Below are 12,749 nucleotides of genomic sequence, written 5' to 3' on the forward strand. Positions count from 1 at the left end.
TCGATCTGGCAGATATCGCGGTGCCAGATCGACATAGCTGACAACTAGAGGCTGCAAACGGATATACAGCCTCTATATATATCGACTTAATAGCTACACATTATGCAATGGACATTTTCCCTTAATTGCAACAAAACGTAACATTATTCCTAATCCTGATGCTATATGATGCAATAGCTGCGCAGAAAGTTGCCTGAAATGTCATAAATGCGATCCTCCCTTCATACTCCCTACTTCTAGTGTGGCTCATCACCTAGTGAAAGCCTAGGCAATTCCCGGTAATTTCTGGAATTGCCCACTGGGTTGCAGACTCAGGATTAGCTTCCTACGTTGGTTTGGTCATGACACCCAGAGGTGATCTCCAGCTTCTGGCTCTGTCGCTAATCATTAAGACAAAGGCAAATGTGTGGTTAGCTCAACAAGCCATTCCAACATTGTCGAGGAACACATTACCGAATTGAGAGCACTAAAAATGCAAAATTATGTATTTGTCATTGACACAAAATTTCAACCATTAAACCCCATTCCACCAAAGAAAGCTCGCCGGTTACTAGACAAAGGGAAAGCTGCGGTTTTTAGGATGTACCCGTTTACAATCATCTTGAAAACTGCGATCAATAATCCAACCATCTCACCTTGTCAGATAAAAATCGACCCTGGTAGTAAGGTAACTGGATTTGCCTTAGTTCAAAACAATCAAGTTATTTGGGGAATGGAATTAGAACACAGGGGAGGGCTGATCAAGAGAAAACTAGAATCTAGAAGAGCTGTAAGGCGCGGAAGGCGTAACCGCAACACCCGCTACAGAAAACCCAGATTCCTTAACCGTAGACGAAAAGAAGGCTGGCTTGCCCCTAGCTTAGAGCACCGGGTTTTGACTATTGAAACTTGGGTTAAACGATTAATTAAGTTCTGTCCAATCAATGAGTTTTGGGTTGAAAGAGTTAAGTTTGATACCCAGAAAATGCAGAACCCTGAAATCAATGGTGTTGAGTACCAGCAAGGCGAGCTAGTTGGATATGAGGTTAGAGAGTACCTACTTGAAAAATGGGGAAGGGAATGTGCCTATTGTGGCAAGCAGTCCGTCCCGTTACAAATTGAACATATTTATCCAAAATCTAAAGGTGGAAGTGATCGAATAAGTAATCTTTGTTTAGCCTGCGATAAATGCAACCAACGCAAAGGGAACAAGTCTATAGAAGACTTCTTAAAAAAGAAACCGAGTCTACTACAAAAAATCAAATCTAAGGCTAAGCAGCCATTAAGAGATGCAGCAGCGGTTAATTCAACTCGCAACAAATTAGTTAAGGTACTTAAAAGAATCAAACCCATAGTCACTGGAACGGGAGCGCAAACCAAGTACAACCGAACTAAGCTGGGTTTTCCTAAAGAACATTGGATTGACGCTGCCTGTGTCGGGGATATTGAGATGTTGACATTGAAAACCTCCCAACCGCTTCTGGTTACTTGTAAAGGACAAGGGGGCAGACAAAAAGCAGCACTCAATAAGTACGGCTACCCGATCAGACATAATCCGTTGAGGCCCATCAAAGGTTGGTGTAGTGGAGACATAGCTAAAAACATCTTGACCGGAAAGTTTGGGAGAGTTAACCCTAGGAGCAAAAGTAATTCATTTAATTACACGGTTCCAGGGGAAAAGGCAATAAGCTTGCACGTCAAAAACTTAGTTAGGATTCACAGGAAAGATGGTTATACTTACGGATTTTGCCAGTAAATACCAGAAACTACCTGGAAATAGTCTTCCTATTACATTCAGTCAGACTATTAGTAGTACCCGATCGGGTACCTTCGTTTTAGGGAATAGGGAGCAGGGAGCAGGGAGCAGGGAATAGGTAATAGGTAATAGGTAATAGGTAATAGGTAATAGGTAATAGGTAATAGGTAATAGGTAATAGGTAATAGGTAAAAAATACTGTGTACCTAATAGCTATTAAAAACGCTGTATCAAATTACTTTTGAAATACTAAAATTATCCTGTAATAAGACAACCCAGAAAAATCAGTATCCCAGCTAAATATCCAAACCAATTACTTTTAAGTCAGGGGAATGCTCTATGATAAACTGATAATATAGCTCTTGCTTATCCTGGGGTGATAAATCAAGTTTCCATTCTAACAATCCCATCTCACCGGTCTGTATTTTGGGATTAGTCTGAGTCAGCCGCACTTTGATTTTTTCATCACGGCTCACTGGCAACTGTTCTTTTACTACCAACGTTTTTTGCTCACTTTGCAAATTAGTAATTACGAGTCGATAGGCATAAGTCGTGCGGCGCTGATTGCCAATTAATTTCTTATCAACTTGACGCTCCACTAAATCCCGCTCAATTTTGATTCCCTCATCTATTCCTAAGTTGAGCCTGAATTCTTGTCCTGGTGCAATATTCTCTAAGTTAGTTGTACCAACAAAGGTTTGATCACGAAAGATATTCGCTTTTCCTGGTAACAAGGTTGCACCAGTAACAGGATTCGTAACAACAGTTTGTAGGTAGGCGAAGCTAACTAGCCGAGGAATGGCAAGATACTCAGGATTACTAGGATATTCATCACTGAAAATAGTTACTTTGTGCGGGGAACCATCACTAGGAATATTGCTATTACCATCTAACTCAAAGGTAACCACACCTCCTTCTGTCGATACTACTGCTACCACTGCTTGGGCAGCAACTGCTGCCGTTGCTAACATGGCTTGGGGAGCACTACGAGTTGTCAATGCTTCCGACTCATCCTCATAGTCTTGATCTGGAGATGATTCTGACATTGAGCTAGACATTGCCCTACTCTTTTCCCTTCGCAAAGCTCGGATAGGTTGTTGGTCTAGTGCCTGAATGTACCATGGTTCCAGCTTAGGGGGTAGGGTTCCCAGTCCAGGCTTAGCCGTCGAAAGAGTCAGGCTAACGTTAGACCAATCTTCCCCAGTGTTTTGTTTTACTTGTGCCAGGTAGCTCAGATTTATGCGATCGCTACTGCTGTTGCTGCGCAAGTCGTAAAGTGGTATCCAACTGGCACGATTCACTACATAGGAGACTTCTAGGTCAAAATCCACCGCCCCCTCTGCTGCTAAGGTAACAATAATGCTCAAGCTCTCCTGGGGACGGGGCGTTTTCAACTGTTGTAGCTTAGCTTTCAGAGCATTTATTTGCTTTTGTAACTCTTGCTGTTGTTCTTCTTGTTGAGCGATAGCGATCGCATCTGCATGGTGACGCTGCTCCAGAAAGTTGAGAAATTCACCTGTTTCCTGCACGCCAATCTGTTGTTGGGCAATACTGCGGGAAAAGTGTTGGACAGCTTTATCACTCAAAGCCTCCACAAAATTCTGTGCTAGCTCCTTTGACGCCAGCTGGTCTTGGAGCTGGCGTTTTTGTTTTTCTAACTCTTTGATTTGCCCACTCAATTGAGCAACTTGTTCCACCACTGGTTCAGAGTCAAAGACTTTTTCTGTCCGTACTCCCAATAATCGCACAACCCCTGTACCAGTCCCTGTTGCTCGCACCGACTCAGTTTCGATGGTCATCGGTAGCCGAGGGATTACCAGTTCTTGCTCTTGCCCAGTCAGTGACACCTTAGTGCCCCGCGTCACCCTTGCCTGGTTGGAGTAGACGGTCACTTGGGAGATTCGACTTTCTACTGTCAGGCTGGTATCTTCTAAGGTCGTGTCTGTGTTTACCATGATGATATGTATAGCAGTTTTTAATTATGTGAGGTACAAATATTTTTTTAGGGAACAGGGAACAGCGGATCTGGGAACAGCGGATCTGGGAACAGGGAATAGATAATACGTAAAAGGGAAGAGATAATAGTCAATAGGTAAGATGGAAAAAATACCATGTACCTCATTAAACTAAAAACTGCTATAATAGAATTATCTGAGGTATCATCATTTTTGTACCTTACTAGCTTGAAAGCCGGTACACTATAGCAGTTCTGGTGAGGGAGTGACAAGGAGGATTTTTAGGCTTACTGGGTGTGGGCGAATGGCTGTAGGTAAAAAGACAGCGTTTTTCATAACTATAAGGTACACAGGATTTTTGTTCTGTTCCCTGCTCTTTTCCCCCCTTATTAAGGGTGTTTAGGGGGGATCGCTGCTCCCTAAAACCCATAATTTTGTACCTCATCAAATTTAAAACTGCTGTAATCGATCATAGCAATCCCCGATGATGAATGAAAACCAAAATAACTGCCCACGAACCCAAGGCAACTTTTACTGCCACCAGGATGTTGAGTAAGGGGATGACGATACCGCTGACCAGTGTCTGCAACTCCCCGTGGGGTAATTCTACTCCCGTCAACGTTATAACCGCTAGTACAATAAAAATCAAAACTGAAACCTTTTCCCACCTAGCAGCTTGCCAGCGTTTGTAGATTGCCTGCATCCACTGGAATGATGAGGTAATGGCAACCAGACCGATTGCGGTTCCCCCCGCCACCCCAGCCGCAAAACCACCTCCTGGACTCAGATGCCCCCGAATCGCCAGCTCGATACCTACCAACGCCGCAATCGTCGCTCCCAGACGCGCTAGAACAATGGATGGTTTATCGGTAAATTGATAGATCGTGCAGAAGGGCTTTTCATCGGCCAGTAGAAATTTAGCTCCCATGATCGCGATCGTAAATACCACCACTTCAAAGATGGTGTCATAGAGCCGATTCCGGAAAATGATACCCGAAACGGCATTGGGCACCCCAGTATCTTGTACAATGGATTCGACGATAGAGAGATCTGATAAGTCTGCCGCTGGATTGGGCAAAACCATAAATTTGACGTACAGCGCTATCCCTGCTGCAATGTAAATCCATTTCATCTAATGATCTTTCCCTGCCTCTGGTATATTTACATAAGTTAGGCTTGTCGCCGATAATGAAAGTTCACTTTGCATGATTTCATAGAGGCGTTGAACCCTGGTCTGGGTGTGATAAGGTAGGGTTTCATACTCTTGCGCTACCTGCTCTTGCTCATCCTCTGGTGATTCCTTCTGGGTAGCCCCTGGAGCGAATCCCCTCTGGTCTTGCTCAAAGAGCCATCCCTCATCTTCGGTACAGGTCCCATGGACTTCTTTTGCCAACAGCGCCCGCTGCAAGCTATCCCTATCTGTGTAGGTTACCAGCTCAAGGCGCATATAGTGTTTGTTCAGAATTGTGCGTAAGTCATTGATCAGTTCCCCAAAATCCGGTTTGGTCTTGCTGTCTGCTAAAGACTCTCCATCTGCCTCCACTGGCCTGTCTGGGATCACTCCAAGACGCATGGTTAAGGATGAACGCACCGCAACCGCATAGAGGGTAATGGCTAGCATTGTACCCACCAACGCTTCGGTCAAAGCCACATCCGCTGCCCCAAACATGGCATAGACCAAAGCCGCCACCGCTCCGAGTATGCCTCGGATCACCAGAGCATGGTATGGATTGACCTGAAATACCAGCATCAAGGCTGACAAAGGCAGCAGGGCGGTTATCACATAGATATAGTTATCAGTCATTGTCACCCCCACTACTGGAACAGTAAGCCAACACATATCCCAGCACTGTATTCCAGATCGCTAAGGAGATAATGGCGAGAATCAACAGCGGCCATTCACTGGGTATCTTCAGGAGCAGCCCGACGATGATACTCATCGAGCCGAGGGTATCTGCCACTGAAAGACTATGTAGCTTGAATAATACTGATCGCTCACCGATTAGGGGAAAGGTTCCCCAAAACCAGAATAGGATTCCGACACCTATGCAAGTGTAACTCAGTGCATTAATCATACATCACTCATTCGTTTAATTACGTGTGCCAGTAACATTAATCCAGCATTCCCCACACTCAAGATGATCACTCCGACAACACCGATCATCCAATCATCGCGCAAGACAGATACCATCAGGATCATGATGGATGTCTTGGTGGCAATACTGCCAAATGCCAACATTTTTTGCCAAATATCATCATCTTGCCAAGCCTCATAAATGGGGATGAGCAGAGCCAGAATCATGGCAATCAGGATCAGTGTCATCGCTTTCTCCTCCGTCTAACCCGGTGAACTTCGTACCTGCCATCTTGGTGGTATTTCAACACAATGGTTTTTGGTGTAAAGGTGATCAGGAATATATCCAGGAATATCAGCCCAGGAGTCCGTTGGGGTTTGACTCCTTCCATGATTACATCTTCGTGCTTATGAGGACGAAGCATGATTTCAAATGCCTCAATATATGCCTGGGGAATCGCTACTATCACTTCACCGAGCACCCGCAGCCAATCCTTTAAGGCTTCTGGGGTTTTGGGGCGTCCCGGTAATAAAAATGCGATCGCAATCCCAATGATGATATTTGGCAGACTCAGATTGGCAGTCAGCAAAAACCAGATAACCAGTCGTAAGATTAGATTTAGATGCCCAATCATGGAAACACCATCCAGAACAATAACACTAACATCAAACTCATCACCCCAATTAGATGGTCAAATTCCTCAAGCACACGGGGCAGCTTGAGTACAGATCGTTTGAAAATCAACAAATATGCGAACCATCCCAGGCCAATGGTTGCCAGGGGTTTGATAATATTGGCAAAATTATATGCCTGGTAATACACACCATTGACGGCAATCACCCCACCGAGCAACAGTATCATCGCTAACCAAAAATTGGCCTTTACCTGCCCTTGGCTGCCATCCCCATGGGGCAGAAAGATGAATTTACCAAAGCATGTTGCCGTTCCTAGGGCAGCAACATTCATACCGATAACTTGCCAGGGCACTATATTCTTCAGAGTCAATACTTTCGCCCCAAAGCCAGACAATAAGGGAAAGCCGGAAATTGAGAAGCTAGCTATAGCCAGGGCAATCCAAATTGGGGTATTAATCGGCTTATGTTGCAGTTCATTGAGGTTACGGCTGGGCAAAACACCCGCGATCAAAAAGAGCGCTGATTTGACCAAACCATGGGTCAGGGCATAAAAGCCCCCCACTTCTGGTGAGGCGAGGATAAAGCCTAACTGGGAAATCGTGCTAAAGGCGAGAATACGCTTGGTATCCTTTTCAAATAAGGCATAGGTTATGCCCAGAAGCGCTGTCCCCACTCCAAATATCCTGACGATGGGATCAAGTTCCTCCACAATCAGAGCAAAACGCAACAGTGGAAAGACTCCCGTTTTGATCACAACTCCCGATAGCAACGCCGACACTGGGCTCTGAGATTCGGAGTGGGTTAAGGGTAACCACAATCCTGATACAAATATTCCCCCCTTGACTAATAGTCCCACAAAGATCAGGGCAAGGGCTTCTGGAGGTGCTCCCCGCAACCCTTCAAAGGCAAAGGAATTATTGGCCTTATAGACTAAAATTGCGCCGACCAGATAAAACAGCATGGCTGTATTGCTGACAAAAAGATAGCGCAAGGCTACCCAAATTGAGCGGTCGGTTCGGGGATAGGCAATCAACAGAAACGCAGCAATACTGATTACTTCTAATGCTACGTATAAACTGATGAAATCTGCACAGATAAATACGGCATTGACACTGCCATGTAAGATAATGGTCTGGGTATAAAAAAAAGCTGTTTTACCACTTTGCCAACAGTAGAGGATGACTGCTGCCGTTACCAGCCCATTGGTTAATATAAAAAAGGCGCTTAATTGATCAACTAGTAATGTGACACCGAAATTATCCAGCAGCTGTATAGTTAAGGGCGATTTTGCCGTAAGCAATAGCTGTGTGCCATATTCAACCGAAAAAAGGGCAACCCCTAGGGCGAGGTATCGGTCAAATTTGGGGAGCAGATAAATGCTGAATCCCACAAATAGCGGTAGGGCAATCCAGGCAATGGTAATGGTACTCATGGAAACACCATCCAGAACAGTAGGATTAACATCAGACTCATCATCCCAATGAGATGGTCAAATTCTTCAAGCACACGGGGCAGCTTGATTACAGATCGTTTGAAAATCAAAAAATATGCCAACCACCCCAGGGCAATGGTTGCCAGGGGTTTGATAATATTGGCAAAATTATATGCTTGGTAGTACACACTATTGACGGCAATCAGCCCACCGAGCAACAGTATCATCGCTAACCAAAAATCGAGCTTTACCTGCCCTTGGCTGCTATCCCCATGGGGCAGAAAGATGAATTTCGCAAAAGATATTGCTGTTCCTAGGGCAGCAATATTCATACCGATAACTTCCCAGGGCATTAGATTCTTCATGGTCAACACCTTCGCCCCAAAGCCAGACAATAAGGGAAAGCCGGAAATTGAGAAGCTAGCTATAGCCAGGGCAATCCAGATTTGGGTATTAATCGGCTTATGTTGCAGTTCCTTGAGGTTGCGGCTGGGCAAAACACCCGCGATTAAAAAGAGCGCCCCTTTCACCAGGCCGTGGGTCAGGGCATAAAAGCCACCGACTTCTGGTGCGGCTAGGATAAAGCCTAACTGGGAAATGGTATGAAACGCCAGCATACGCTTGGTATCTTTTTCAAACACGGCATAGCCTACTCCCAGAAGCGCTGTCCCCACTCCAAATATCCTGACGATGGGATCAAGTTCCTCCACAATCAGAGCAAAACGCAACAGTGGAAAGACTCCCGTTTTGACCACAGCTCCCGATAGCAATGCCGACACTGGGCTCTCAGATTCGGAGTGGGTCAAGGGTAACCACAATCCTGAGACAAATATTCCCCCCTTGACTAACAGTGCCAGAAAGATCAGGGCAAGAGCTTCTGGAGTTGCTCCCCGCAACCCTTCAAAGGCAAAGGAATGATTGGCCTGATAGACTAAAATTGCGCCGATCAGATAAAACAGCATGGCTGTATTGCTGATCAAAAGATAGCGCAAGGCTACCCAAATTGAGCGGTCGGTTCGGGGATAGGCAATCAACAGAAACGCAGCAATACTAATTACCTCTAATGCTACGTATAAACTGATCAAATCTGCACAGATAAATACGGCATTGACACTGCCATGTAAGATAATGGTTTGGGTATAAAAAAAAGCTGTTTTACCACTTTGCCAACAGTAGAGAATGACTGCTGCGGTTACCAGCCCATTGGTCAAGATAAAAAAGGCGCTTAATTGATCTACTAGTAATGTGACACCGAAATTATCCAGCAGCTTTAGGCTTAATGGCGATTTTGTGAGAAATAGCTGTGTCCCATATTCAACCGAAACCATGGCAACCCCTAGGGCGAGGTATCGGTCAAATTTGGGGAATAGATAAATGCTGAATCCCACAAATAGCGGTAGGGCAATCCAGGGAATCGTAATGGTACTCATGGGGTGTTATTCTTCTCGATCTCGTTGCTTTCCAGGGTGGGATTGTCCCGTGCCAGTTTCATAACACCTACTAGCATCAAGGCTTGAATCGAAAAGCCGATCACAATTGCTGTCAAGATCACTGCCTGGGGCACCGGATCTGCGTAAGCCCTATTTTCGACGTTGGAAAGAATAGGTGTGAATAAACCATCTCGGGATGCCACCAACACGTAATAGGCAATCACCCCCGTGCTCATGATATCCATAGAGATGATTTTCATAACCAGGTTCTTTTTAAGGATGATGCCGAAAAATCCGCACAATATTGTGGCAAATATGAATGCTTCTAACACGGGTTTTTGCCTATTGGGTAAGGGTTGGTGGTAATTATCTTTATACAATAATACTGTCGAACAGTGCTATAAAATATATAGCACGTTTTAATAGTGCTAGGAACGATTGACACTATTGATAAGTGCCTAGGGAAACCATAGACTCATGCCACACCAAGGTTTTGGTTTGAGCTTGGGATTGGGAAAAATACGGGCAAGAGCAGATGACAGAATCGACTCATGGCAAATCAATGGTTAATCTCAGCCCTGAGGATGCCAGGGATACAGTTAGCAATACAGTTGGAAGCTTGCCAACTAGTGAAGGTGTGCCGCCGAAGGATTTCTACACTTGGGATCGGGATGCATTAGCCGTGAATCTTTTGGATTTATCAGTACCATTTGAATTGGTTGGGCGGCAAGCACAATTCCAGCGCATCACTCACGTTTTAGCCCGTGATGGCAACCTGCTGATTGTGGGAGTGCCGGGAAGCGGACGGCGGACTTTGGTAAGGCGGGCGGCACGGGAAGTTGGAGTTAAAATCCTGGAGGTTGACTGCATCCGGGTTACGGATGGTCAGCGCTTCGTGCAACTGCTGTGGGAGAGCATAAACCAGACGTTTCCAATGGCAACAGTTCAAGCTCTAATGGCAGATTGGATTGAAGGTCAGGCAGCGGAATTATTTGTCCTGAAGGATGAAGGCATTGGCACAGAGGGACTTAAACCGGTTCGGATCCAGAGCAAAGAGCTGCAACGGAAAGCATTTGAAGTATTACTCGATCTGCTGCAAAGGTTAGCTGAATCTGAGGGGGAACGGGTAGTGTTGATTTTGGAAAGCTTCCCCCACATCCGCTCTTGGGATCGTCATGGGGTGTGGGAAGAATTTTTGCGGAAACAGATCGAGGGTCAGACTCAGGTAAGTTATGTGCTAGTAGCAACAATCGCAGAAACCAGCATTTATCCCCATGAACCGGGGAATAATTTGGAAATCGTGCAGCTGGCTCCTTTAGCTGATGATGTGGTTGCGGCTTGGGTCACTGAAGTTTTGCATACGCAACGGCTGACCTTCGATCCGCGATCGCAAGCACTGGAAATCTTTGTCAATGCGGTGCAAGGACACTTCGGTGATGCTTCGGCACTGGTGCGACGCCTCAAGTCCGTACGAGTGTCTGATGGGCTAATTCGTGATGGCCATGTTCAGCAGGCCATCCAAGAACTGCTAGGGGACTTATCCATGGTCTTCGAGTCATTACTGATGCTGCTTCCAGCTAATCAAGCCCATCTTTTAGAATCCCTCGCCCTAGACCCTACGGACAAGCCACAAAGTCGAGATTATATTCAAAAGCATTACCTATCAAGAGGGGGTTCTCTCCAAGGAGCGATCGCTGGATTGCAGCACAAAGGTTTAATTTATGGCTCCGGGCAAGGCTACCGACTCGCTTTACCTCTGTTTGCTTTGTGGCTTTGCAAGCGGCTGAGTTGATATCAAATTCAGTAGATGCACCTCAAGTAGCGTAGCCCTTCGGGCTAATCGCTTTTAGCGGAACCTGAGGCAACAATCCCTATTTATGCAATCCACTATAGTTTTTATAAATGAAATGTAAACAAGCATTACAGTTTTTGACATTACCAAAAATCCCTATATACTTGATTAAGTATTACCTCTTGCCTCTTGCCTCTTGCTTTTTCCAAGGGCGAGTTTGTTCACAACTCAAATATAAATGCTATAGTTTGATTTTAGTTTTCTGGCTTTAATGATAGTTTGGGATTTTTGTCAAGTACATTTTAAATAAACTTTACATCAGCTTACCCTTGCCTCTTACCTTTCCCAAAGGCGAGTTTGTTCACCTATTAAATATAAATGCTATAGTTTTACTTTAGTTTTATTTTTGTCACTATAGTTTTGTATTTTTGTCAACTACATTTTAAAAAAAATTTAGATTAGCTTACCCTTTAGCCACTCATTTAATAATAATTATTTTTAATAACACATATTTTTTTTAGAGGGGTCAACAAGCCATGATTCTTATTCAGTCTGGCTTATAGCTTCCTGCTCACCCCCCTCAGATATTGGGCGCTGCCAAGAACTCAAGGGAGGGAAGGACACAGTAATTTTTGGATAACTTTATATAGCAGTTGCCAGGGCAGTTAGGACATGACAAAAGTCTCAAACCTAAGTAAGCGCAAGAGTTTGACTTCTGACTTCTGACTTCTGACTTCTGACTTCTGACTTCTGACTTCTGACTTCTGCTATATGGACTTTTCTGGATAGGGGCAATGGAGTGTTGGTCTAATTTAGCAAAATTTTTAATAAAAATAAATATGAATAAGTGACTTAGTTTTTACAGGGGGCAACAAGCCATGATTATTATTCAGTATGCTTTATAGCTTCCTGATTACCCCCTCATAGACGTAAATTTTTATACCACAAATAAGAGTTATTTTTGATAAACAACATTTCAGCCTGTTTCGTTGCCCCTTCAGGCTTCATAGGACTTGATATTTTCCAGTAAATGAATTACCTTTATATCCGGAGCGTAGAAAAAAATACATGGGTAGCAAATTGAATTATGTTCCCATCATTCAGATAGCTGTATTGGCTTTATTTACGGAGCCATTACTTCCAAAGTTTGAAGTAGCTAAGTTAAACACGGTGCTTAACACTCCATAATTTCTTGGATTATTCCTATACTCGATTATCTCGAGTATAGGTATGGGTAACTCCAACTAATACCCGATAGAGATAATTCCCCTTCAAATAATCTCCAGGATTATAGTGGGGATAGTATGCAAATTTTCGTTCCAAAGTAAAGCAATAGTAAAGCAATTTTTAATAGGGAAAATGCATCTACAGTCTAAAAGCCTTACGTCAGACAAAATTTCAAAATTCATCAGCCAAAATACTTATCCTATGAATTGTCAGATCCAGTAGGTATTTCAAAATAGGATGCGAATACGGCATTGCTGAATCAAGGAATGAATATGAGTGGGGTGGGCATCCTGCCTGCCCGAAAATCTAAGGAACGGGCAAGATGCCCATTCCACGCAAGATGCCCATTCCACAGCAAGATGCCCGTTCCACCTTACTCTTAAAATCATTCCATTATTAAGCAAGGCTGGATTATTCAGCGCAGTTTAGATATTAATGGCGTTGAGGTTGCCCATGGTTTTTCGGCGA

The 12,749-nt window shown here is 44.3% G+C and carries 12 protein-coding genes; 2 read left to right on the forward strand and 10 right to left on the reverse strand.

What is annotated here, in order from left to right; genetic code table 11:
* Positions 1-472 precede the first annotated feature (472 nt).
* Positions 473-1,735, forward strand: a complete 1,263-nt coding sequence (iscB, locus tag F6J99_RS00785) for an RNA-guided endonuclease IscB (protein WP_293111289.1) — start codon at positions 473-475, stop codon at positions 1,733-1,735.
* A 296-nt stretch (positions 1,736-2,031) separates the two neighbouring features.
* Here iscB and F6J99_RS00790 read toward each other — a convergent pair whose 3' ends face one another.
* The 9 genes from F6J99_RS00790 to F6J99_RS00830 form a co-directional block, all read right to left on the reverse strand.
* Positions 2,032-3,690, reverse strand: a complete 1,659-nt coding sequence (locus tag F6J99_RS00790) for a mucoidy inhibitor MuiA family protein (protein ID WP_293111290.1) — start codon at positions 3,688-3,690, stop codon at positions 2,032-2,034.
* A gap of 469 nt (positions 3,691-4,159) precedes the next feature.
* Complete coding sequence (locus F6J99_RS00795) at positions 4,160-4,822, reverse strand: Na(+)/H(+) antiporter subunit B (RefSeq protein ID WP_293111291.1); 663 nt, start codon at positions 4,820-4,822, stop codon at positions 4,160-4,162.
* Positions 4,823-5,494, reverse strand: a complete 672-nt coding sequence (locus F6J99_RS00800) for a DUF4040 domain-containing protein (RefSeq protein WP_293111292.1) — start codon at positions 5,492-5,494, stop codon at positions 4,823-4,825.
* Complete coding sequence (locus tag F6J99_RS00805; RefSeq protein WP_293111293.1) at positions 5,487-5,765, reverse strand: monovalent cation/H(+) antiporter subunit G; 279 nt, start codon at positions 5,763-5,765, stop codon at positions 5,487-5,489. Before F6J99_RS00805 ends, F6J99_RS00800 begins: the two co-directional genes overlap by 8 nt.
* Positions 5,762-6,013: a hypothetical protein gene (locus F6J99_RS00810; RefSeq protein ID WP_070391116.1), complete on the reverse strand. Its 252-nt coding sequence runs from the start codon at positions 6,011-6,013 to the stop codon at positions 5,762-5,764. The genes F6J99_RS00805 and F6J99_RS00810 overlap by 4 nt, the downstream gene beginning before the upstream one ends.
* Positions 6,010-6,399 carry a Na+/H+ antiporter subunit E gene (locus tag F6J99_RS00815; protein WP_293040811.1) on the reverse strand — a complete coding sequence of 130 codons (390 nt, stop codon included), beginning with the start codon at positions 6,397-6,399 and terminating at the stop codon, positions 6,010-6,012. Before F6J99_RS00815 ends, F6J99_RS00810 begins: the two co-directional genes overlap by 4 nt.
* The gene (locus tag F6J99_RS00820) at positions 6,396-7,832 is read right to left on the reverse strand and encodes a cation:proton antiporter (RefSeq protein ID WP_293111294.1); all 1,437 of its coding nucleotides are present in this window, start codon (positions 7,830-7,832) and stop codon (positions 6,396-6,398) included. Before F6J99_RS00820 ends, F6J99_RS00815 begins: the two co-directional genes overlap by 4 nt.
* Complete coding sequence (locus F6J99_RS00825) at positions 7,829-9,262, reverse strand: cation:proton antiporter (protein WP_293111295.1); 1,434 nt, start codon at positions 9,260-9,262, stop codon at positions 7,829-7,831. Before F6J99_RS00825 ends, F6J99_RS00820 begins: the two co-directional genes overlap by 4 nt.
* Positions 9,259-9,594, reverse strand: coding sequence for a cation:proton antiporter subunit C (locus tag F6J99_RS00830; RefSeq protein WP_070391112.1), 336 nt, complete (start codon positions 9,592-9,594; stop codon positions 9,259-9,261). Before F6J99_RS00830 ends, F6J99_RS00825 begins: the two co-directional genes overlap by 4 nt.
* A 203-nt stretch (positions 9,595-9,797) precedes the next feature.
* Between F6J99_RS00830 and F6J99_RS00835 the strand changes: the two genes are divergently transcribed.
* Entirely contained in the window at positions 9,798-11,054 is a 1,257-nt protein-coding gene (locus F6J99_RS00835) for an ATP-binding protein (protein WP_293111296.1), read from the forward strand.
* A 1,454-nt stretch (positions 11,055-12,508) separates the two neighbouring features.
* Here the strand turns inward: F6J99_RS00835 and F6J99_RS00840 are convergent.
* Complete coding sequence (locus F6J99_RS00840) at positions 12,509-12,670, reverse strand: hypothetical protein (protein WP_293111297.1); 162 nt, start codon at positions 12,668-12,670, stop codon at positions 12,509-12,511.
* Positions 12,671-12,749: the final 79 nt, after the last annotated feature.

Source organism: Moorena sp. SIO4G3, from assembly GCF_010692305.1.
Taxonomy (GTDB): Bacteria; Cyanobacteriota; Cyanobacteriia; order Cyanobacteriales; family Coleofasciculaceae; genus Moorena; species Moorena producens_A.

What these genes read in the sequence shown, in the direction of transcription:
- iscB (WP_293111289.1), top strand. Translation starts at nt 473, where the DNA reads ATGCAAAATTATGTATTTGTCATTGACACAAAATTTCAACCATTAAAC.
- F6J99_RS00790 (WP_293111290.1), bottom strand. Translation starts at nt 3,690, where the DNA reads ATGGTAAACACAGACACGACCTTAGAAGATACCAGCCTGACAGTAGAA.
- F6J99_RS00795 (WP_293111291.1), bottom strand. Translation starts at nt 4,822, where the DNA reads ATGAAATGGATTTACATTGCAGCAGGGATAGCGCTGTACGTCAAATTT.
- F6J99_RS00800 (WP_293111292.1), bottom strand. Translation starts at nt 5,494, where the DNA reads ATGACTGATAACTATATCTATGTGATAACCGCCCTGCTGCCTTTGTCA.
- F6J99_RS00805 (WP_293111293.1), bottom strand. Translation starts at nt 5,765, where the DNA reads ATGATTAATGCACTGAGTTACACTTGCATAGGTGTCGGAATCCTATTC.
- F6J99_RS00810 (WP_070391116.1), bottom strand. Translation starts at nt 6,013, where the DNA reads ATGACACTGATCCTGATTGCCATGATTCTGGCTCTGCTCATCCCCATT.
- F6J99_RS00815 (WP_293040811.1), bottom strand. Translation starts at nt 6,399, where the DNA reads ATGATTGGGCATCTAAATCTAATCTTACGACTGGTTATCTGGTTTTTG.
- F6J99_RS00820 (WP_293111294.1), bottom strand. Translation starts at nt 7,832, where the DNA reads ATGAGTACCATTACCATTGCCTGGATTGCCCTACCGCTATTTGTGGGA.
- F6J99_RS00825 (WP_293111295.1), bottom strand. Translation starts at nt 9,262, where the DNA reads ATGAGTACCATTACGATTCCCTGGATTGCCCTACCGCTATTTGTGGGA.
- F6J99_RS00835 (WP_293111296.1), top strand. Translation starts at nt 9,798, where the DNA reads ATGACAGAATCGACTCATGGCAAATCAATGGTTAATCTCAGCCCTGAG.
- F6J99_RS00840 (WP_293111297.1), bottom strand. Translation starts at nt 12,670, where the DNA reads ATGATTTTAAGAGTAAGGTGGAACGGGCATCTTGCTGTGGAATGGGCA.